Origin of the sequence: Streptomyces macrolidinus, assembly GCF_023887685.1 — a bacterium.
Taxonomy (GTDB): Bacteria; Actinomycetota; Actinomycetes; order Streptomycetales; family Streptomycetaceae; genus Streptomyces; species Streptomyces macrolidinus.
In genome coordinates this window covers 1-20859 of the sequence record NZ_JAMWMR010000023.1, presented here as the reverse complement: position 1 = coordinate 20859, position 20859 = coordinate 1, and the positions used below count along the sequence as shown (strand labels likewise).

Here is a 20859-nt window from a genome sequence, read left to right as displayed (position 1 = left end):
CTCCGATGTCCGCCGGGTTCGGGCGGGTGATCACTTCCCGCGCAAGAAACTCACGATTCCCTCAGAGATCCCCCGTGCCGCCTTCTGTTGCCAGTCTTCGCTGGTCAGCCGGGACGCGTCCGTGCTGTCACGCATGTTGCCGCACTCGATGAACACCTTCGGAACTGTTGACAGATTGAGACCACCGAGATCCCCGCGCACCACCAGTCCGGTGCCGTTGCCGAGGTAGTTGGACGGCGCGCTGCCGGTGACACGGAGGAAGTTGCCCGCGACGCGCTCGCCGAGGTCACGGGAACGGGCGGCGATCGGACGGGTGTCCGCGCCGCCCGCGTGCACCGCGGCCGGGAGGATGACATGGAAGCCGCGGTCACCGGCCGGAGCGCCGTCCGCGTGCAGGGAGATCGCCGCGTCCGCGTGGGCCTCGTTGCCGATCCGCGCCCGCTCGGTCACACACGGGCCCCACGGACGGTCGCCGTCCTGGGTGAACTTCACCGTGATGCCCTGCTGTTGGAGCAGCGGGCGCAGTCGGCGCGCCAGCGCCAGGGTGAACTCGGCTTCCGGGTAACCGGAGTCGGTGGCGGTCCCCGTGGTGTCGCACTCCTTGGAGTTGGTGCCGATGTTCACCTTGCGGTTGATCTCGCTGGGGTGCCGGAAGTTGCCGGGGTTGTGTCCCGGGTCGATCACGACGACCTTGCCCTTGAGGGGGCCGGACGCGGCGGCGCGCGAGGTCGGGGAGGAGGACGCCTTCGACGACTCGCCGTGGGCCGTCGGGGAGGCCGTGGCCGACGGGGCCGCCGAGGGATGCGTGGCCGAGGGGGACGCCGAGGAGGCCGTGGCGGGCGCCGCGTCGGCCGGTCCGCCGCCGGTGTCGGCCACCGCCGTGTAGACCAGCCAGCCGACCAGCGCCGTCGGCACCAGCGCGGCGACCGTGAACGTCAGCGGCCGTCGCCGGGAACGGCGCGGCTCGGGGGGATCGAAGTCCGGACCTACGTACGACATGACAGCGACCCTAACGGCGCCGTCACCCTCCCGCTTCCGTTCGCCGCAGGACGCGCAGGGAGTCGGTCACCGAGATCTCCGTGAACGCGCCGGACTCGAGTGCCTTGAGATACACGCGGTACGGGGCCTGCCCGGTGAACTCGTCCTCCGGTTCCGGGAAGACGTCGTGGATGACCAGCAGCCCGCCCTCGGCGACATGGGGGGCCCAGCCCTCGTAGTCGGCGTTCGCGTGCTCGTCGGTGTGGCCGCCGTCGATGAACACGAGGCCGAGCGGCGTCCCCCACAGCGCCGCGATCTGCGGCGAGCGGCCGACGAGCGCGACCACGTGCTCCTCCAGACCCGCCCGGTGCAGCGTGCGCCGGAAGGTGGGCAGCGTGTCCATCAGACCGACCTCGGGGTCGACCGTCTGCGGATCGTGGTACTCCCAGCCAGGCTGCTGCTCCTCGCTGCCGCGGTGGTGGTCGACCGTGAGCGCGGTGACGCCCGCGCCGCGGGCCGCGTCCGCGAGCAGGATCGTGGAACGCCCGCAGTACGTGCCGACCTCCATCAGGGGCAGCCCGAGCCGCCCCGCCTCGACGGCGGCCTCGTACAGCGCGAGCCCTTCCCGCAGGGGCATGAACCCCTTCGCGGCCTCGAAGGCGGCCAGGATCTCCGATGAGGGTGCCGCGGGCATGGGGTCCTTCCGGTCGTACGTATCCGTGGGCGCCCCATGCTGCCGCACGCTGCCGACGCGCAGGTGACCAGGGTCCCGCAGAGGGCTGCGGGACCCTGGTCAGGCGGGGACCGTCTCGCCGACAGCCCTTAGGCGCCCTTCTCCGGGACGGCCGCCGTGTAGCGGCCGTCCTCGTCCTCCAGGACCCGGCCGTGGGAGCCGCGCAGCGCCTGATGGGCGCGCACCAGGTTGGCGTCCTCCTCGCTGCTCGCGTGCAACCGCGGGGCGGCCGAGGGGCGTTGACCGGGCAGGAACAGCGCGGCGAGCAGGCCGAGCGCCACCGCGGCCGTCGCGATCAGGAAGGAGACGCGGAAGCCGTGCATGGTGGGGATCGCGAGCCCGTGCGTCTGGTGGGCGGTGTCGGCGAGGACCATGCCGACGACGGCGCTGGAGACCGAGGTGCCGATCGACCGCATCAGGGTGTTGAGGCCGGTGGCCGCGCCGGTCTCCGAGGCCGGGACCGCGCCGATGATCAGCGCGGGCAGCGAGGAGTAGGCGAGGCCGATGCCCGCGCCGAGCAGCACCGAGGTGACCACCGTCTGCCAGGCGGCGTTCATCAGGCCGAGTCCGGCGCCGTAGCCGACCGCGATGATCAGCAGGCCGGTGATGAGGGTGAGCTTCGGGCCGTAGCGGGCGGACAGCCGGGCGTAGAGCGGGGCGGTGAACATCATCGTCAGGCCCAGCGGTGCCACGCACAGGCCCGCGACGACCATGGAGCGGCCGAGCCCGTAGCCGGTGGCGGTGGGCAGTTGGAGCAGTTGGGGCAGGACGAGCGAGACGACGTAGAACGAGACGCCGACCATGATCGAGGCGAGGTTGGTGAGCAGCACCTCGCGGCGGACGGTGGTGCGCAGGTCGACCAGCGGTGCGGGAAGGCGCAGTTCGAGCACGCCCCACAGGACGAGGACGGCGGCGGCGGCGGCGAACATGCCGAGCGTGGTGCCGGACGCCCAGCCCCAGTCGCTGCCCTTGGAGACCGGCAGCAGAAGCAGGACCAGTCCGGCGGACAGGCCGAGCGCGCCGAGCAGATCGAACGAGCCCTCGGCGCGCGTCGCGGACTCCGGTACGACGAGCAGGGTGAGCACGATGGAGGCGACGCCGAGTCCCGCGGCACCGAAGAACAGGGCGTGCCAGTCGGCGTGTTGGGCGACCATGGCCGCGGACGGCAACGCGAGTCCGCCGCCGACGCCGATCGACGAACTCATCAGGGCCATCGCCGAGCCGAGCCGCTCGCGGGGCAGCAGGTCGCGCATCAGGCCGATGCCGAGCGGGATCGCGCCCATCGCGAAGCCCTGGAGCGTACGCCCGACGATCATCGGGATCAGGGTGTCGGTGAAGCCACTGACCAGCGCGCCGGTCACCATCACGGCCAGGCTGGCGAGCAGCATCCGCCGCTTGCCGTAGAGGTCTCCGAGGCGGCCCATGACGGGCGTGGCCACCGCGCCCGAGAGCAGGGTGGAGGTCATGACCCAGGTCGCGTCGGAGGGGGAGGTGCTCAGGAGCGCGGGCAGATCCTTGATGACAGGGACGAGCAGGGTCTGCATCACCGCGACGACGATGCCCGCGAACGCGAGCACGGGCACGATCGCGCCCGGCCGCCCTGGAGCAGGACGGTCGGTCGGTATGTGCGTCATGTGTGGAGGCCTCCGGTCGAGAACAGAAGGAGTGCGAAAGGGAGTTGGCAAGGAACGGGCATGGTCTGCGCGGGACCGGGATTCGGGTCAACTCCGTCTGCTCGGGCATCTATTCCGTTGCTTCGACTTCCTAACGAATCCTTGACCATCTGATGGCGAACTGATGTGCCATCAGATGGGCTCGGCATCCGGACAGCCCTGGGGAGCACCCGGCAAAGGCCCAGGAAGGCCCCGGGAAGGACTCGGGACGGACCCGGGCCGGACCAGGGTCGTACGTCCGAGGGCGGGGGCCACCGGGCCGAAATCCCGATGCGGGGCACACGTTCGGGTTGGGACCATGGCCCTCATGCTGCGAACAGCCCAAGACACCCTCACAAGCCGCCGTACCGCGTCACCGGCCACCTGGTTGGTGGTCGCGCTCGCGTGCGCCGGACAGTTCCTCGTCGTGCTGGACGTCTCCGTCGTCAACGTGGCACTTCCGTCGATGCGGACGGACCTGGCGCTGAGCGCGTCGGGGCTGCAGTGGGTCGTCAACGCGTACGCGATCGCCTTCGCCGGCTTCCTGATGTTCGGGGGACGCGCCGGAGACCTGTACGGGCGCAAGCGGATGTTCCTGGTGGGGCTCGCCCTGTTCACCCTGGCCTCGCTGGGCGGCGGACTGGCCCAGCAGGGCTGGCAGATACTCGCCGCGCGCGGAGTGCAGGGCCTGGGCGCGGCCGTGCTCGCGCCCTCGACCCTGACGCTGCTCACCGCGGCGGTACCGGAAGGCGCCGCACGGGCGCGCGCCATCGCGACCTGGACCGCGGTCGGCGCGGGCGGCGGCGCGGCGGGCGGGCTCGTCGGCGGCGTGCTGGTCGAGGGGCTGTCGTGGCGCTGGGTGCTCCTCATCAACGTGCCGATCGGCGTGGTCGTCCTGGCCGGGGCGGCACGCTGGCTGACCGAGAGCCGCGCCGGGGACGGACGACGGCTCGACCTGCCCGGAGCGCTGCTGGTGACGGCGGGCCTGGCCACGCTCGCGTACGGGATCATGCAGACGGAGGCGGGCGGCTGGACCTCGCCGACGACCCTGGCCCCCCTGTGCGCCGGGCTCGTCCTGATCGCGCTGTTCCTGCTCGTCGAGGCGCGGACGAAGGCCCCGCTGATGCCGCTCGGGCTGCTGCGGGTGCGGTCGGTGGCCTCGGCGAACGCGGCCATGTTCGTCTCCGGTTCGGCGATGTTCTGCATGTGGTTCTTCATGACGCTGTACGCGCAGAACGTGCTCGGCTACTCGCCGCTGGAGGCCGGAGTCGCGCTGATACCCAGCTCGCTGGCCGTGGTGCTCGGCTCCAAGGCCGCGCCGCGGGTCATGCGGATCGTGGGCGCGCGCAACGTGACGGTGCTCGGGATCCTCGTCTCGGCGGCCGGGTTCGGGTGGCAGTCGACCATGACGGCGGACGGCGGCTATCTGACGGCGATCATGTTCCCGGGGATCCTGATGATGCTGGGCGGCGGCCTGTCGATGACCCCGCTCGCGTCGCTCGCCACCTCCGGGGCGGCGCCGGAGGACGCCGGTCTGGTGTCGGGTCTGGTCAACACCTCGCGCACGATCGGCGGTTCGCTCGGCCTCGCGATCATGACGACGATCGCGGCGTCGCGCACGGGCGGACGCGGGACGGCCGAGGCCCTGACGGAGGGGTACGCGCAGGCGTTCCGGGTGAGCGGATGCGTGCTGCTGGTGGCGGCCGTACTGGTGCTGGTGTGGCTGCCGCGGAAGAATTCCACGAATTCCGCTCGATGAGGCAACGGTCCGCTGGACTCATGGACTCCTTTTGACATCAAGGGAGGTGCCCATGGGGGATCGGAAGCAGGCTCGGGACACGGAGTTCCAGAGCTTCGTCATCGGCCGCTGGCCGCGGTTGATGCGCACGGCATTTCTCCTCACGGGGGAGCAGCACGCCGCGGAGGACCTCGTCCAGTCGACGCTGGAACAGGTCTATGTGGCCTGGCGCAAGATCGGTTCGGCCGACGACCCGGAGGCGTACGTACGCCGCGTGATGATCAACGCGCATGCGCGCAGACACCGCAGACGGCTCAAGGAGTTCCTCGCACCGAGGGACGACTCGGGCCTGGTGCGCGAGGTGGCGGACACCGGTGACCGCATCGCCCAGGCCGACGACCGCAGCGCCCTGCTGAAGGCGCTGGCCCAACTGCCGCCGCGCCAGCGGGAGGCGGTGGTCCTGCGGTACTGGGAGGACCTGACCGAGACGCAGACGGCCGAGGCGATGGGCTGCTCGGTGGGCACGGTGAAGAGCAATGCGGCCAAGGGGATCGCGAAACTCCGCGCCATACCCGGACTGGCCGAGATGGTGAGCGAGGGAGGGCGACGGTGATGAGCGCGGACCGGGAGAACCACGACATGACGCACAAGGACATCGCCCTCCTGCTGGCCGACGCCGCGGACGAGGTCGAGATCGGCATAGCTCCCTACCAGGCGGTGATCCGGGGCGGTCGCCGTCGCAGGGCCCGCCGCCTGGCCGTCGCGGCGGCCACGGCGCTGGTGCTCTGCGGCTCCACGGGCGCCACGCTCGCCCTGGCGGGCCTGCCGGGCGGGGACGGGGACCGGGTGGCCCCGGTGGCGACCCGGCCGACCGCGCCGGTCTCGCCGGAGGAGCGGCATGTGTACGCGCCGCAGCGCACCACGCTGGCGACCGGAACGGACCAGGGCAGGACATGGCAGGTCTATATCGACGTATGGGGCGTGCCGCGCGACGAGAGCGAGGCGCGGCGCCAACTCGACGCCATGCGCGCGGTGGAGGAGGAGCCCACGGTGCGGCAGGCGGCCGACCTGGTCGGCAAGACCTCGTACTTCGTGGGCCGGAGCATCGGCGGCAAGTCGTTGGTGATCACGTTCGACACGGTCAAGAAGATGGACCCCGTGAAGGACGGCTTCGAGGCCGAGTCGGCCCCCTTGGAGCCCGGCGCCGCCGGCCCCGAACGCCTGGTCGTCGGCCGGGTCGGCAAGGGCGCCCGTGAGGTCATGTGCAAGTGGCAGGACGGTACGACCTCGGTGGCCCGCAAGGCGTTCGACGCCTCCGACGACACGAGAGGCCAAGGGGTGATCCGCCCGGCGGCCGGTACTCCGGTGAACTGGTTCGTGTGCCTGGCCCCGAGCGAGACGGGGTTCGAGAGCGCGGAGGTGGTGAAGTAGGGCGCGGGCCACGGGGGGCGGCGTCCCGCTACAACCACCCTTGCTGCCGGGCTTCCCGTACGGCCTCCGTGCGGTTGCGGGTGCCCGTCTTGCCGATGGCGGAGGAGAGGTAGTTGCGGACGGTGGACTCGGAGAGATGCAGCCGGGCGGCGATGTCGGCGACCGTCGCCCCGTCCACCGAGGCCTTCAGCACGTCGCACTCACGGGCGGTGAGGGGGTTGGGTCCGGCGCTCAGCGCGGCGGCGGCCAGCACCGGGTCCACGACCGTCTCGCCGGTGAGCACCCGCCGGATCGCCTGGGCGAGTTCCTCCACCGGCCCGTCCTTGACCAGGAACCCGGCGGCGCCCGCGTCCATGGCACGGCGCAGATAGCCGGGCCGGCCGAAGGTGGTCAGGATCAACACCCGGCAGTCCGGGACCTGTTCGCGCAGCTCGGCCGCCGCGTCCAGGCCGCTCATGCCCGGCAGTTCGATGTCCAGCAGGGCCACGTCCGGGCGGTGGATCAGCGCCGCGTCCACGATGGCGTCGCCCGCCGAGACCTGGGCGACGACCTCCAGGTCCGCCTCCATACCGAGCAGCAGGGCGAGGGCGCCGCGCATCATCCCCTGGTCCTCGGCGAGCAGAACTCTTGTACACCGTGCGGGGCGGCGGTGCTCCTGCGGCATCTCGTTCACGGGGGACAGGCTATAGACCGGGCGCGGGTGGCCGGTCCGAGCGCGGCACGTGCTCTCGATGTGTCGCCAAGTCCGGCTGTGGCACGGTTGTTACGCCGTGGGGACGATCAACGAGGGGGATCAGTCAGTAGTATCCGCAGGGCCTGCGCGGTGGCACCGCCGTCGCGCAGCGCCCCGCGCTTCAGGAAGGGAAGGAGCGCGAGGGCGACGAACGGGGATACAGCCGATGAGTGTGCGGTGCGGGACGAGGGCGCGTTGCGCCGCTCGATTCCCGCGGGCGTGATGCCGGGAGCGGCGCAGCGCTTCATGTATGCGGCCGTTTCGGCAGCCACCAGGTTGCAGCCGCCAGGTTCCGGAGCGGCCCGAGCCCGTCACGTCGATGTGTGTACGCAAGACAGAGAGAGGGACTACGTGTCCACGCCTCAGCCGCCCCAGGGTGGCTACCAGGCCTACGGCCAACCGCATCAGCCGCACCCGCAGCACCAGGCTCCCTATGGGCAACAGCCGTACGGCCAACAGCCCTACGGACAGCAGCCACCGGCGCCGCGCCCGCCGTCGGGCGGTGGTGGTGGTCTCGCCGGACGGCAGAAGCTGATCAAGGCCGTAGCGGTCGTGATCGCCCTCGTCGTTGCGGGCGTCTGGTACTTCGTCAAGAAGGACGAGCCCACCACGCCCAGCAACAGCCAGTACACCGCCTCGGTCGGCGACTGCATGAAGAAGACGGGGAACGGCGACGACGAACTGGAGAAGGTCGACTGCTCCGACAGCGCGGCCACCTACCGGGTCGAGTCCAACGGCTCCGCCGAGGACTGCAAGCCGGGCCAACTCAAGTACACGGAGACGCGGCGCCACATCACGGTGCTGACGCTCTGCCTCTCGGAGATCAAGAAGTAGCTCCGAAGTACGGTTCGGCTCCCGCCGCACGGGGTTCCTGTTCCACCGGGAGTTCGGCGGTGACCGTGAAGCCGCCGCGGGGTGCCGGACCGGCGCGCAGGGAGCCGCCCGCTGTCGCCAGGCGTTCGGTCAGGCCCTTCAGGCCGGTGCCGCCGATGCCCTGGGGGCGCGGGGTGGTGGGGGCGCCGGTCCCGTTGTCGGTGACGGTCAGCCGGACCTGTTCGGGGGTGCCGCCGAGGGTGATCTCGCAGCGGGTCGCGCCGCTGTGCCGTACGGCGTTGGTGACCGCCTCGCGGACCACCCAGCCGAGCAGCGCCTCCGTCCGGGGCACCAGGGGCGGGCCCGAGCGGCGGACGACGGGTTCGATACCGGCGGCCGTCAGGGCCGAGCGGGCGCCGTCCAGCTCCGTGGTCAGGCTGCCCTCGCGGTAGCCCGTGACCGCCTCGCGGATCTCGGTGAGCGCCTGGCGGCCGACGGACTCGATATCGGTGACCTGGACCAGAGCCGCCTCCAGGTCGCGGGGCGCCAGACGGCGGGCCGCCTCCGACTTCACGACGATGACGGAGAGCGTGTGGCCCAGCAGATCGTGCAGGTCGCGGGAGAAGCGCAGCCGCTCCTTCTCGACCGCGCGCCGGGCCAACTCCTCGCGGGCGGCGCGTAGTTCGCGTACGGCCTCGGACAGTCCGAGGATCGCCGCGGTCACCGTCGTCGACAGGAACGTGCCGTACACGATGGTGATCGCGTCCGAGCCCTCGTGGAATCCGGCGACGACCCCGGCGACCGCGCTGAGACCGAGGCTCAGCCTGGCCAGCCACGGGCCGCGCAGGGTCGCGCCGGTCGCGAGGCCGAGCAGCGGGAAGAACAGCAGCCAGTTGCCGCCGTATCCGATGGCCAGGGCCAAGGTCACCAGGCCCATCACGGCGAGCGCCGCCCGCGTGGAGGTCGCCTCGCGGGTCTGCTTGCAGAAGACACGGAACGCCACATAGACGTAGAGGGAGTTGAAGACGAGCAACCCGATGGCGCCGACCCACGGGTTCGGGGTCTCGCCCTGGAGGAGGTTGGAGAAGGAGCCCATCCCCATCAGCAGCCAGGGGAGCAGGGCGAAGCCGTTGGGCGGCGGGCCCGGCTCCTCGTGCGCCTTCCCGGCCTTCCCGGCCTTCCGGGCCGCCCTGTAGCCGTCCTTGACCCGTGCGTAGTCCGCCTTCCACGCCCGGCGAGTCAGCCGCCACTCGGCCCAGTGACGCGACACCCTTCGCACGCAGGACATGTTCCGTGCCTTTCGAACAGAGCGAACAGAGCGAACAGAGCGAACAGAGCGAACAGAGCGGTCGGTCGGAGAGATCAATCGGAGAGGTCAGACGTTTCCGGCGTGCCGGCGGTACGACAGCGCGGCGTACGACCCGAACGCCAGCAGCCAGACCGCCAGGACGAGGACGGCACTCGCCGCCGGGGCGTGGCCCTCGACGATCGCCGTGCCGAGCCGGGCGAAGCCGTGTGTCGGGGTGAACGCCGACACCGCGCGCAGCCAGCCCGGGAAGAGCGTGACCGGGAACCACAGGCCGCCGAGGACCGACAGCCCCAGGTTGCACGTCATGTTCGCCACGCCGGTGGTCTGCGCGGTCAGCCGGTAGCCGTTGCCGAGGCCGAGCAGGGTGAAGGGAACCGAGCCGAGCCAGAGCAGTAGCGCGATCGCCCCCCACTGCCAGGCCGCCAGCCGTACACCGTTGACGAGACCGCCCGCCGCGAGCACCGCGACGATCGCGGGCAGCACGGTCACCGAACCGGTCAGCGCCCGCCCGGCGACGACCTGCCGCGGCGTCATCGGTGTCACCCTGAGCTGCCGCAGCCAGCCGATCGCCCGGTCCTCGGCGACCCCGCCGCCGGTGTTGAGGGCCGAGCCGACCGCGCCGTACGCGGCCATGCCCACCATGGACGCGGCCTTCCAACCGCCGCTGTTCTCCCCGAGGTTGGTGAACAGCAGGTACATCATCACCGGCATCGCGACCCCGCCGATCACGAAGCCCACGTCGCGCAGGGTCCGGCGTACTTCCAGCAGCAGGTAGTCGAACATCACACCGTCTTCCTCGTGCGCGAGGTCAGCGCCAGGAACGCGTCGTCCAGCGACGCCGGGGCGACCTCCAGGCCGCGTATCGCGCCGAGTTCGGCGAGGGCGATCACCGCGGCGTCGGAGTCGTCCGTACGCAGCAGCGCCCGCTCGCCGCGTACCTCCAGCGAGCGCACGCCGGGCAGCAGGGTCAGGCCCTCGGTGCCGCGACCGGCCAGGTCGAAGGAGACCAGATTGCCGCCCGCCGCCCGCCTGAGCTGCTCCCCCGTGCCGTCCGCGACGATCCGGCCGCGGTCGATGACCAGGATGCGGTCGGCGTGCGCGTCGGCCTCCTCCAGGTAGTGCGTGGAGAACAGGACGGTGTGACCACGGCGCGCGTAGGCCCGCATGGAGTCCCAGAAGGCGCGCCGCGCCTCGACGTCGAGGGCGGCGGTGGGCTCGTCCAGGACGATCAGCGAGGGGTTCCCGGCGAGCGCGACCGCGAACCGCACGCGCTGCGTCTGCCCGCCGGAGAGCCGGTCCACCCGCCGCCCGGCCAGTTCGGCGATCCCGGCCAGTTCGAGGGCCTGCGCGACCGGCATCGGGGAGGGATAGCGGCCGGCCACGAAGGAGACCAGCTCGCGGACCGTGACCCGGGGCACCGCCCGTGCCTCCTGCAGCATGGCGCCCACCCGGCCCGCGCGCACGGCCCGTTCGGGAGCCACGCCGAACAACTCCACCGTGCCCGCCTCGGGTTCGGTCAGCCCGAGCAGGAGGGAGATCGTCGTGGACTTCCCGGCGCCGTTGCGGCCCAGCAGCGCGACGGTCTCGCCGCGCGCGATCCGCAGATCGACGCCGTCGACGGCACGCACGGTGCCGTAGGTCTTGACCGCCCCTGTGAAGGACACGGCGGACGGTGTCCCGGTCTTCTTCATCATGGCCACGACGTTACGAAGTCCTGGTGCCCGCTGCGCAGATGCGGTTGTACGAACTACGGCAGGACAAATGTACTGGCGGAATCTGACGTAGCGTCAGGAAGGTGCTGCCCTGCTGTCCGGAGCCTTCCCAAAGGGGAGGTACTGGGCTATACACGAGCCTCGTGCCCCTCGACGCAGCCACGGCCCTTGCCGCAGGCCCCCGGATCACCGAGATCGTCTGGACCGCCAAGGATGTTCAGCTCTACCACCTCGGCATCGGCGCGGGCCGCCCCGCCACCGCCCCCGGCGAACTGCGCTACACCCTGGAGTCCCGGCTGCATGTCCTGCCGAGCTTCGCCACCGTGGCGGGGGGCGGCGCCCCGGGCGTGATCAGCGCGCTGTCCATGCCCGGCGTGGACGTCGATCTCGCCCACGTCCTGCACGGCGGCCAGCGCCTGGAGATCCACCGCCCGATCCCGGTCGAGGGCAGGGCCGAGTCCGTCTCCCGGATCACCGCGGTGTACGACAAGGGCAAGGCCGCCCTCCTCGTGATGCGCACCGAAGTCGCCGACGGCGACGGTCCGTTGTGGACCACCGAGGCGCAGGTCTTCGTACGCGGCGAAGGCGGCTGGGGCGGCGACCGCGGCCCCTCCGCGCGCCCCGCGCCGCCCCTCGGCGAGCCCGACGTGGTCGTGGAGCGGCCGATCCGCGAGGACCAGGCCCTCCTCTACCGCCTCTCCGGAGACCCCAACCCCCTGCACGCCGACCCCGACTTCGCCCGGCGCGCGGGGTACGAACGGCCCGTCCTGCACGGCCTGTGCACGTACGGGATGACGCTCAAGGCGGTCGTGGACACCCTGCTCGGCGGGGAGGTGAACCGGGTCCGCGCCTACGACACGCGGTTCACCGGGGTCGTCTACCCGGGCGAGACGCTGCGTATCCGTATGTGGCGGGGGGACGGTGCGATACGGGTCGCCGTGAGCGCGGCGGACCGGGGCGACGCGCCGGTACTCGCCGACACGACTGTCGAACTCTCCTGCCCTGTACGCCTGTAGAGCCGCGCCTCGAACTGGCGGTATCGAGACGGAGCGACCCCGCCCGTCGTGGGACGGGCGGGGTCGGTTGTGATGCGGCAACGGTCAGGCCGCGGTGACGTCAGCCTGTTCTGCCTCCTCGGACGGCCTGCGGTGCCGTCCGTTGGGGGCCACTTCTGCGTCCTGGGCGGAGGTCCGGCCACGGTGTCGACCGTGGCCGATGGTCTCCTGAGCCTCGGCGGGCGCAGACAGTGCGGTGCTGTTGTCGCTCATCGGAAGTACTCACCCCGTCAATATGATCACTTCGTACAGCCGGGTGAGTCTAACGGGCGGCCATGACAGGGGCGTTGGGGATCGGAGCGTGTTTCACCAGGTCTGCCGGGGATGTCTTCGCGGTGTCCACCGGAGGGGGCGCCGGGGGCGGGGCCGGGGGTGTGTGTTCCGAGGGCGTGTGCGGCGCGGACATGTGGGGCGCACCCATGTGCGGGGCACACATGGGTGGCGCCGACGTGTCCGCCGGGTCCTTCAGCGGTCTGCGTACCCGTACGCGCGCGGTGCCGCTCGTCGTACGCCCCAGCAGCGGCGCCTGCTGCAACGGCACCGGCCGCACCGCGGAGTCGGCGTCCGACCGCTCGGCGGCCTCCTCTGCGACCGTGGACGCGGACGTGGACGCGGACGCGGACGTGGTCGCGGGCGCGGGCACGGCGGCCCGCGGTGGCACCGCCAGCCGCGCGATCCCGCACCGCACCGTGTCCGTCGCGAACGGAAGCCGCAGCTCCCCCTCGCGCGTCCACAGCCCCGCCCCCGCCAACCATCCCCGAGGCGGCGGGAAGTGCTGCACCCGGCGCTCCGAAGGGCGCCACACCCCGACCCAGTGGCCCGCCGTCCCGTCGATCCGCAGCGCCACCGCACAGCTCTCCGGGGTCAGCGTCTGCCCCGGCTGGATCGCGAACGGCGTCACGGAACAGGAGTCCAGCCGCAGGCACTCCGGGAAGCGCACCGGCAGTGTGCTCCCCAACACCCCCCAGCCCAGCCGCGCTCGACCCGGCGAGGGCGCGTCCGAGCGGATCAGCACCAGCCCGCTGTCGGGGTCGGCGAGCAGCAGCCGGTCCTCGCTCTCCTCCGTGATCTCCAGCAGCGGCGACACCTCCCCGCCTCGCGCCAGATCCACCACCACCGACTTCGTGGGACCGCCCCGCGGAGTGCGGTCCAGGGCCAGCAGCCGACCCGTACGATCCAGCCACACCCCGCCGGAGCAGCGGGCCGGTACCCGGGCCACGGGTGCGGGCCCGTGCTCCCCGCCCGTCAGCAGCCACACCGTCGTCGTGTCCCCGGCCACCGCGAGCGCGTAGGCGCGGTCCCCCGTCGGCGCGGGCGGCAGCAGTCGCAGCAGGCTCTCCTCGCCGGCGCACTCCACCGTGCCCAGCGCCAGTTCGCCGGTCCCCGGACCGGTCGGGTACAGCAGCGAGAACGTATGCCGCCCGTCCGTGACCCGGTGGATCAGCACCCGGCCGTCGGCCAACGGCTGGACCTCCGTGCGGCCGGGCTCCTCCGGCTGATGGCCGGGCAGCGGTACGGCGTACGGTTCCGGGCCGCCCAGGGTCCAGCGCTCCGGGTACCAGGACTCGCCGTTCAGGGCGAGCCGCGCCGCGTAGGAGCCGTCCGCGGTGATCACGCATCCGGGCCGGGCCGCCCGTTCGTTCTCGTCCCCGTTCCCGTTCCCCGTGGCGATCGTGTTCCCCGTAGCGGTCATGAAGGCACAGGCCGTCATCTTTCGGTCACCTCCGGCGACGAAGCTAGTTTTCGTTCGCACAGACGGCGCACCCCCGGGGAGCACTTCACACATAAGGGTGTTCGTCGCGCCGTTCGCCTGAGGAATCGAGCCGGGATGTGCTGCACGCAGGGGGCGTACGCCCTCTCCGTACGCGCCCCAGGTCCGTCGGCCTCTCCACGGCCGCCCCCCCGGACCGTCCGAATGGCCGCTTCCGCCGTCACCCGGTAGGGCACGGACCCGGGCCAGGTAGCCTTTTCCCCGTGCCCCGTCTGTCTGAAGTCATCGCCGCGCTGGAAACCCTGTGGCCTGCCGAGCTGGCCGAGTCCTGGGACGCGGTCGGCACGGTCGTCGGCGACCCCGACCAGGAGGTCTCCCGGGTCCTCTTCGCCGTCGACCCCGTCCAGGAGATCGCCGACGAGGCGGTGCGGCTGGGCGCGGACCTGCTGGTCACCCACCACCCGCTCTATCTGCGCGGGACCACGACGGTGGCGGCGTCCACCTTCAAGGGCCGGGTCGTGCACACGCTCATCAAGAACGATGTCGCCCTGCACGTCGCCCACACCAACGCCGACCGGGCCGACCCCGGCGTCAGCGACGCCCTCGCGGGCGCGCTCGGCCTGCGGGTCCTGCGCCCCCTCGTCCCCGACCCGACCGACCCCGACGGCCGCCGGGGCCTCGGCCGCGTCTGCGAGCTGGACCACCCGCTGACCGTCGCCGAACTGGCCGCCCGCGCCGCCGAACGCCTGCCCGCCACCGCGCAGGGCATCCGTGTCGCCGGTGACCCCGACGCCGTCGTCCGTACGATCGCCGTCAGCGGCGGCTCCGGCGACAGCCTGTTCGCCGACGTCCGCGCGGCCGGTGTCGACGCCTTCCTCACCGCGGATCTGCGCCACCACCCGGCCTCCGAGTTCATGGCCGACCGCACCCCCAGTCCTCTCGCGCTGCTCGACGCGGCGCACTGGGCCACCGAATGGCCCTGGTGCGAGCTGGCCGCCGCCCAGCTCGACGAGATCTCCGACCGCCATGGCTGGGACCTTCGCGTCCACGTCTCGCGGTCGGTCACCGACCCCTGGACCGCCCACGCGGCGTCCACCGCCCACCCGTCGCCCACCACCGCCCTTCCAAGGAGCGCTTCGCGCGCCCCTCTCGATGCCTCTGGAGCCCCCAACTGAACGCCGCGCCCGCCGACCAGATCCGACTTCTCGACGTCCAGGCCCTCGACGTACGCCTGCAGCAGCTCGCGCACAAGCGGAAGTCCCTGCCCGAGCACGCCGAGATCGAGTCGCTGACCAAGGACCTCACGCAACTGCGCGACCTGCTGGTGGCCGCGCAGACCGAGGAGAGCGACTGCGCCCGCGAGCAGACCAAGGCGGAGCAGGACGTGGACCAGGTGCGTCAGCGCTCCGCCCGCGACCAGCAGCGCCTCGACTCCGGCGCCGTCACCTCCCCCAAGGACCTGGAGAACCTCCAGCGCGAGATCGCCTCGCTCGCCAAGCGCCAGGGCGACCTCGAGGACGTCGTCCTGGAGGTGATGGAACGCCGTGAGTCCGCCCAGGAGCGGGTCGGCGAGCTGACCGAGCGGGTCGCCTCGGTGCAGTCGAAGATCGACGACGCCACGGGGCGCCGTGACACGGCCTTCGGGGAGATCGACCGCGAGGCCGCGACGGTGACCAAGGAGCGCGAGGTCATCGCGGGTTCGGTGCCCGCGGACCTGCTGAAGCTGTACGACAAGCTGCGCGAGCAGCAGGGCGGCATCGGCGCGGCCAAGCTGTACCAGCGCACCTGCCAGGGCTGCCGCCAGGAGCTCGCGATCACCGAGCTGAGCGAGATCCGCGCGGCGGCGCCGGACACGGTCGTCCGCTGCGAGAACTGCCGCCGCATCCTGGTGCGCACCTCCGAGTCCGGCCTGTAAGAGGCGTAGAGGTCAAGAGGTCTACGGGGCCCAAGAGGCGTAAGACGCGTAAGGGGCAGGCGGCGTGCGGGAGTTCATCGTCGAGGCCGACGGCGGTTCCCGGGGCAACCCGGGGCCCGCGGGCTACGGCTCCGTGGTGTGCGACGCGGCCACGGGCCAGACGCTGGCGGAACGGGCCGAGTTCATCGGCACCGCCACCAACAACGTCGCCGAGTACCGGGGCCTGCTGGCCGGGCTGCGCGCGGCGCACGAGCTGGACCCGGACGCGCGGGTACGCGTACGCATGGACTCCAAGCTCGTCGTGGAGCAGATGTCCGGCCGCTGGAAGATCAGGCACCCGGCCATGAAGCCACTGGCGCTGCAGGCCGCCGCCGTCTTCCCCGCCGGGCAGGTGACCTACGAGTGGATCCCGCGCGAGCAGAACAAGCACGCGGACCGACTGGCCAACGAGGCGATGGACGCGGGCAGCCGGGGAGAGCGGTGGGAGCCGTCCCGCTCGACCGCGGAACCGGACGCGCGGGCCGCGACCCGCGCGTCCGAGCCGGTGGGGCCGGAGCCCGAGCGGATGGGTCCGGAGCCCGAGCCGACCACACCACCGGGCGACGCCGCCACCGACGCGGCACGAGCGGCCGTCTCCTCCGCCCCGGCCCGTGCCGGGACAGCGGAGGGTGCCGTCGCCGATGTGCGCGCCGCCCGGCACGTCGCCGCCCCGCCCGACCTCGGTACCCCGACCACGTTCGTCCTGCTGCGCCACGGCGAGACGCCCCTCACCCCGCTCAAACGGTTCTCCGGCAGCGGCGGCACCGACCCGGCCCTCTCCGAGGTCGGCCGCCACCAGGCCGCACGCGTCGCCGAGGTGCTGGCCGCGCGGGGCACCGTCCAGGCGGTCGTCACCTCACCGCTCGCCCGCTGCCGTGAGACCGCCGACATCGTCGCCGCCCGCCTCGGGCTCGACGTGGCCGTGGCGGACGGGTTGCGCGAGACGGACTTCGGCGTCTGGGAGGGGCTCACGTTCGCCGAGGTCCGCGAGCGCTACCCGGACGACATGGACGCCTGGCTGGCCGACCCGGAGGCCGCACCCACCGGAGGCGGCGAGAGCTTCGCGGCCGTCGCGCGCCGGGTCGCCACCACCCGGGACACCCTCCTCGCCTCGTACGCGGGCCGTACGGTGCTGCTCGTCTCGCACGTCACGCCCATCAAGACGCTGGTACGACTCGCCCTCGGCGCGCCCCCCGAGGCGCTGTTCCGCATGGAGCTGTCCGCGGCCTCGCTGACGGCGGTGGCGTACTACGCGGACGGCAACGCCAGTCTCCGCCTCCTCAACGAGACGGCGCACCTGCGCTGAGGACAGTCAGTGCGCGGAGGTCAGTGGATCTCGCTCACCACGACATCCAGCGACCACGCCTTCCCCGCCTTGGCGGGCGCCTCGGCCTCCACCGTGTACCCCAGGTCCCGCAGCGCCTCCACCAGCTCCGCCGGGTCCTTCGGGGCGACGCCCTCGGCCAGCAGGCTGCGGACGATCCGGCCCTTGGTCGCCTTGTTGAAGTGGCTGACCACGGACCGCTTCTCCACCCCGTCCACGACCTGTGCGTGCAACACCCGCACGGTCGCCGTCCGCTCCGCCGGCTCGCCCTTGGGCTTCCAGGCGGCGGCGTACGCGGCGGACCTGAGGTCCAGCACCAGCCCGTCGCCCGCCGCCTCGGGCAGCGCGGCGGCCATCGGCGTACGCCAGTACGCGCCCAGCGCCCCGAGACCGGGCAGCTTCACACCCATCGAGCACCGGTACGAGGGGATCCGGTCGGTCACCCGGACCGCGCCCCACAGCCCGGAGAACACCAGCAGGGACGCCGCCGCCCGCCGCTTGGCCGCCGCGTCCAGCGACGCCAGATCCAGGGCGTCGTACAGGACACCGGTGTAGATCTCCCCGGCCGGGCGCGCCCCCGCGGTCCGCAGTCCGGCGTTCTTCGCGACCTCCCCGCGCAGCCCCTCGCTGAGCCCCAGCACCGCGCGCGCCGTGCCCTCGTCGCCCGCGCACAGCCGGACCAGTTCGTCCAGGACGGCCTCGCGGGCGGCGGTCAGCGCCGGCAAGGACAGCGACTCCAGCTTCACCGGGGCGCCGCGACCGGAGGACGCCTTGCCCTCGGACGGGGGCAGCAGGACCAGCACCACGTACTCCTTCGGTAGGGACTCGGCGTCAGCGTACGGCGTGGCCCAGCGCCGCTACGAAACGGTCGGCGTCGTCGGTATGGAAGCGGACGACGGCGACCGGTCGCGGGCGGCCGAACAGTGGGACGTGGGTGACGGGCTCGGTGAGTTCGAGCGTGACGGAGGTCTGCGCGCCGACGGGCAGATCCAGGACGCCCTCGGCCCGCTCGTGCGTGGTGCGCAGTTCGCGGCGCACACGCGCGATGCGCTCCAGCGGGATGCTCAGATCGACCTGGGTGGCCCGGCGCAGGCGCAGCGCGGTGGGGGTCAGGACGTGCGGCCGGGTCACCGAGGCCGCGTGCAGCCCGACGACCATGAGTACGGCGTACACGTCCAGGGCGAGCATGACGGCGTGGGCGACCGGCCAGGGGCGCAGCAGCACCGCCAGGCCCACCGTCTCCACCACGCACACGAAGCCGAGCCCGAGGAGCAGGGCGCCCTGCCCGCGCACGTACCCGAACGGGTGGCCCTCGCGGGTGCCGTGGGTGCGACGGGCCGCCCAGAGCACGATGCTCGCCAGCAGCCTGAGCTCGTGGCGCAACAGTGTGCCGGGCGCGCCCACCAGTGCCTGGGCCGTCATGCGCGGTCCTCCGCGGCGTACCGCAGGGCGCGGCGGAGGACTTCGGCCTGGGCCGGTGCCAGATCGGCGTAGAGCGCGTCGAGGAAGGTGCGACCGTGATCGACGTGCTCCTCGGGTACGAGTGGTACGAGCCCGCCCGGCAGACAGGCGACGACCGCGCGGGCGGCCTCCTCGACCCGTGGATCGTCCGGCTCGGCAGCCACGAGCGCGTCGAGGAGCGCGTACGCCTCCCGCGCCCGCTCCACGGCGTCCGGCTCCCCGTACGCCTCACCCAGCGAGCTGGTCAACCGGTCCCGTACCTCGGGCGGTGCCGCGGTCTCGATCAGGGCGAGCACCTCGCGGTCCTTGGCGGCCATGGGGGAGTCCATGGTGCTTCCCAACCCGGCGAACACCGAGGCGAGTTCGGGGGAGACGGGGCCTTCGGCGGGCAGGTCCCGCCGAAGCAGCGCGCGCAATCGCGCCCGGCGGTCACGGACGGCGGCCTCCTGACGGGCGAGGTCGTCGTCCAACTCCGCGAGTACTTCGACGAGTTCACGCCCGGCGTCGTCGGCGAGCACGTCGCGCACCTCGGCGAGGCCGAGGCCCAGTTCGGTCAGCCGCCGGATCCGGGCGAGGGCGACGGCGTGCCGCAGCCCGTAGTCGCGGTATCCGTTCGATCGTCGGTCGGGCTCCGGGAGCAGCCCGAGGTGGTGGTAGTGCCGGACGGTCCGTGTGCTGACGCCGACGGCCGCGGCGAGTTCTCCGATCCGCATGGCCTCAGTACAGACGTTGACGTCGCGGCAAGGTCAAGCCCGGCGCCCTCCCGATCCCGGCGAGCCGACCACCGGGCGGAACCCCGGCCCACGCCCGGTACCATGGACGACACGGCAGACGAGCCGGGCGGACGGCCGCGTGGAGATCCTCAGGGACCTCCCCGAGGAACGTCCGGGCTCCACAGGGCAGGGTGGTGGCTAACGGCCACCCGGGGTGACCCGCGGGACAGTGCCACAGAAAGCAGACCGCCCGGGGCTTCGGCCCCTGGTAAGGGTGAAACGGTGGTGTAAGAGACCACCAGTGCCCAGGGTGACCTGGGCAGCTAGGTAAACCCCACCCGGAGCAAGGTCAAGAGGGAGCGCCTCGGTGCTCCTGCGCGGACGTTCGAGGGCTGCCCGCCCGAGTCCGCGGGTAGACCGCACGAGGCCGACGGCAACGTCGGTCCTAGATGGATGGCCGCCACCCCGGCGCCCGCGAGGACACCGGGGGACAGAACCCGGCGTACAGCCCGACTCGTCTGCCACTACCTGCGGCTTTGCCTGAGAAAGGGCCTCTGACCTGCATCGGAGGCCCTTTCCGGTCTTTCGGGGGCTTGCCGCGTTAGGCGGCGGAAAGTCCCTCGGAAGTCCCTCGGACAGCGCTGAAAGTCCCTGAGAAATCCCAGAACTGCTTGCCCGCCTCTCGCTGTAGATCTTGGAACGACGAAACAAGGTGCTGGCCACCGGTCGCCGCATCAGTACGTGCTGAATCGGGGCAAGTGCCCGGTCGTGGTTCCCACGGGTGGGTCGGCTCCAGGTCCCGGCCTCAGACGTCGATGCGGGCTACTTTGCGACCCACCTTGAGGTACAGCTCGGCACCGTCGAGTGCCTCGACCTCGCTCACCACCGCGCCGAGCGCGCGCTGCACGGAAGCCTCCGTGAGCTGGGTGGTCTGCTGCTCTCCGTCTGCCTCGCGGATCAACCTGAGGTCCTTCTGCTGAGCCACGCGGCGCACGGCGGAGGTGCTGGGAGCGAAGTCCAGCGTGCGGCTGATCAGCGCCCCGAGGTCCTTCATGGAGACGGCGGGGAGGTCCTGGGTATCCAGGAGGGAGCACTTGGAGAAGCGCGCGGTGAACTCCGTGTCGGCCTTGCGGGTCATCTTGCGGACCTCACCGCGAAGCGGACCTGCCGGTTCGCCAGCGCTGCTGTCTACGCCGATGCTGAAGGGGCGTTGCATACCTTTGCCAACGACGCCCGGAAGCCCGGCAATGTTGCTCAAGCGCCGGATCGTGGGAATGGTCAACCGTCTTGGTCTGACCTGTGGTCGATCTTCGTACCGAATGGCGCAGCCACGACGCTGGCTGCGCTACCGGAGGACGAGCAGAACCGTGTGTTCGCGGGGAAAGAGTTCGGTCGTCGCGGCCCTGGGCGAGTGGTTGGCGCAGTCTCGTTGACATCGCGACGGTGATATCACCGGAGGAATAGCGAGTCGGGCGGTCTGTGGCTCATGGTGGTCGTCCGACAGCGCCGGGCGTTAACGTAAGGCCATGAAGTTATGGGTTG

19 protein-coding genes, 1 other RNA gene and 1 pseudogene are annotated in these 20859 nt (G+C 71.9%); 10 read left to right on the top strand and 11 right to left on the bottom strand.

Features of this window, described 5'->3' with window-relative positions; genetic code table 11:
* Window positions 1–30 precede the first annotated feature (30 nt).
* From NGF19_RS22775 to NGF19_RS22765, 3 genes are all read right to left on the bottom strand, one after another.
* Entirely contained in the window at window positions 31–999 is a 969-nt protein-coding gene (locus tag NGF19_RS22775; protein WP_252427021.1) for an N-acetylmuramoyl-L-alanine amidase, read from the bottom strand.
* A 22-nt stretch (window positions 1000–1021) separates the two neighbouring features.
* Window positions 1022–1672, bottom strand: a complete 651-nt coding sequence (locus tag NGF19_RS22770) for a class I SAM-dependent methyltransferase (RefSeq protein WP_252427019.1) — start codon at window positions 1670–1672, stop codon at window positions 1022–1024.
* Window positions 1673–1800: 128 nt separating this feature from the next.
* Window positions 1801–3345: an MFS transporter gene (locus NGF19_RS22765; RefSeq protein ID WP_252427018.1), complete on the bottom strand. Its 1545-nt coding sequence runs from the start codon at window positions 3343–3345 to the stop codon at window positions 1801–1803.
* 337 nt (window positions 3346–3682) lie between these two features.
* On the opposite strand from NGF19_RS22765, the gene NGF19_RS22760 reads away from it, so the two are divergent.
* The 3 genes from NGF19_RS22760 to NGF19_RS22750 are packed head-to-tail and all read left to right on the top strand — an operon-like array spanning window position 3683 to window position 6532.
* Window positions 3683–5122, top strand: a complete 1440-nt coding sequence (locus NGF19_RS22760) for an MFS transporter (protein WP_372505725.1) — start codon at window positions 3683–3685, stop codon at window positions 5120–5122.
* A 52-nt stretch (window positions 5123–5174) separates the two neighbouring features.
* Window positions 5175–5714: a SigE family RNA polymerase sigma factor gene (locus tag NGF19_RS22755; protein ID WP_252427015.1), complete on the top strand. Its 540-nt coding sequence runs from the start codon at window positions 5175–5177 to the stop codon at window positions 5712–5714.
* Window positions 5714–6532: a hypothetical protein gene (locus NGF19_RS22750; RefSeq protein ID WP_252427014.1), complete on the top strand. Its 819-nt coding sequence runs from the start codon at window positions 5714–5716 to the stop codon at window positions 6530–6532. Before NGF19_RS22755 ends, NGF19_RS22750 begins: the two co-directional genes overlap by 1 nt.
* A 28-nt stretch (window positions 6533–6560) precedes the next feature.
* Here the strand turns inward: NGF19_RS22750 and NGF19_RS22745 are convergent, their stop codons facing one another.
* The gene (locus NGF19_RS22745) at window positions 6561–7196 is read right to left on the bottom strand and encodes a response regulator transcription factor (protein ID WP_252427135.1); all 636 of its coding nucleotides are present in this window, start codon (window positions 7194–7196) and stop codon (window positions 6561–6563) included.
* Window positions 7197–7616: 420 nt separating this feature from the next.
* Between NGF19_RS22745 and NGF19_RS22740 the strand changes: the two genes are divergently transcribed.
* On the top strand, window positions 7617–8099 hold the full coding sequence (locus tag NGF19_RS22740; protein WP_252427013.1) for an LppU/SCO3897 family protein: 483 nt from the start codon (window positions 7617–7619) through the stop codon (window positions 8097–8099).
* Here NGF19_RS22740 and NGF19_RS22735 read toward each other — a convergent pair.
* The 3 genes from NGF19_RS22735 to NGF19_RS22725 all read right to left on the bottom strand — a co-directional run bounded on the left by NGF19_RS22735 (window position 8089) and on the right by NGF19_RS22725 (window position 11081).
* On the bottom strand, window positions 8089–9366 hold the full coding sequence (locus NGF19_RS22735; RefSeq protein ID WP_252427012.1) for a sensor histidine kinase: 1278 nt from the start codon (window positions 9364–9366) through the stop codon (window positions 8089–8091). The genes NGF19_RS22740 and NGF19_RS22735 overlap by 11 nt on opposite strands.
* An 87-nt stretch (window positions 9367–9453) precedes the next feature.
* Complete coding sequence (locus tag NGF19_RS22730; RefSeq protein WP_252427011.1) at window positions 9454–10170, bottom strand: ABC transporter permease; 717 nt, start codon at window positions 10168–10170, stop codon at window positions 9454–9456.
* Window positions 10170–11081 carry an ABC transporter ATP-binding protein gene (locus NGF19_RS22725; RefSeq protein ID WP_252427009.1) on the bottom strand — a complete coding sequence of 304 codons (912 nt, stop codon included), beginning with the start codon at window positions 11079–11081 and terminating at the stop codon, window positions 10170–10172. Before NGF19_RS22725 ends, NGF19_RS22730 begins: the two co-directional genes overlap by 1 nt.
* Before the next feature lie 161 nt (window positions 11082–11242).
* On the opposite strand from NGF19_RS22725, the gene NGF19_RS22720 reads away from it, so the two are divergent.
* On the top strand, window positions 11243–12115 hold the full coding sequence (locus NGF19_RS22720; protein ID WP_252427007.1) for a MaoC/PaaZ C-terminal domain-containing protein: 873 nt from the start codon (window positions 11243–11245) through the stop codon (window positions 12113–12115).
* 541 nt (window positions 12116–12656) lie between these two features.
* Here NGF19_RS22720 and NGF19_RS22715 read toward each other — a convergent pair.
* A pseudogene (locus tag NGF19_RS22715) lies at window positions 12657–13865 on the bottom strand (hypothetical protein); the annotation flags it as partial.
* A 263-nt stretch (window positions 13866–14128) separates the two neighbouring features.
* Here NGF19_RS22715 and NGF19_RS22710 point away from each other — a divergent pair.
* The 3 genes from NGF19_RS22710 (at window position 14129) to NGF19_RS22700 (ending at window position 17125) form a co-directional block, all read left to right on the top strand.
* A complete protein-coding gene (locus NGF19_RS22710) occupies window positions 14129–15040 on the top strand; it encodes a Nif3-like dinuclear metal center hexameric protein (RefSeq protein ID WP_252427005.1) in 912 nt (303 codons plus the stop codon).
* On the top strand, window positions 15037–15780 hold the full coding sequence (locus tag NGF19_RS22705) for a zinc ribbon domain-containing protein (protein WP_252427133.1): 744 nt from the start codon (window positions 15037–15039) through the stop codon (window positions 15778–15780). The genes NGF19_RS22710 and NGF19_RS22705 overlap by 4 nt, the downstream gene beginning before the upstream one ends.
* A gap of 64 nt (window positions 15781–15844) precedes the next feature.
* Window positions 15845–17125 carry a bifunctional RNase H/acid phosphatase gene (locus tag NGF19_RS22700; protein WP_252427004.1) on the top strand — a complete coding sequence of 427 codons (1281 nt, stop codon included), beginning with the start codon at window positions 15845–15847 and terminating at the stop codon, window positions 17123–17125.
* 20 nt (window positions 17126–17145) lie between these two features.
* Here NGF19_RS22700 and yaaA read toward each other — a convergent pair whose 3' ends face one another.
* The 3 genes from yaaA to NGF19_RS22685 are packed head-to-tail and all read right to left on the bottom strand — an operon-like array spanning window position 17146 to window position 19317.
* Window positions 17146–17946, bottom strand: a complete 801-nt coding sequence (gene yaaA / locus NGF19_RS22695; protein WP_252427003.1) for a peroxide stress protein YaaA — start codon at window positions 17944–17946, stop codon at window positions 17146–17148.
* Window positions 17947–17974: 28 nt separating this feature from the next.
* Window positions 17975–18565, bottom strand: a complete 591-nt coding sequence (locus NGF19_RS22690) for a hypothetical protein (protein ID WP_252427002.1) — start codon at window positions 18563–18565, stop codon at window positions 17975–17977.
* Window positions 18562–19317 (bottom strand): MerR family transcriptional regulator, encoded by a 756-nt coding sequence (locus tag NGF19_RS22685; protein WP_252427001.1) that lies wholly within the window; start codon window positions 19315–19317, stop codon window positions 18562–18564. The genes NGF19_RS22690 and NGF19_RS22685 overlap by 4 nt, the downstream gene beginning before the upstream one ends.
* Before the next feature lie 119 nt (window positions 19318–19436).
* On the opposite strand from NGF19_RS22685, the gene rnpB reads away from it, so the two are divergent.
* Both rnpB and NGF19_RS31005 read left to right on the top strand, forming a co-directional pair.
* An RNA gene (rnpB, locus tag NGF19_RS22680) (RNase P RNA component class A) lies at window positions 19437–19838 on the top strand.
* A 260-nt stretch (window positions 19839–20098) separates the two neighbouring features.
* Window positions 20099–20764, top strand: coding sequence for a non-canonical purine NTP pyrophosphatase (locus NGF19_RS31005; RefSeq protein ID WP_252426999.1), 666 nt, complete (start codon window positions 20099–20101; stop codon window positions 20762–20764).
* Window positions 20765–20859 lie beyond the last annotated feature (95 nt).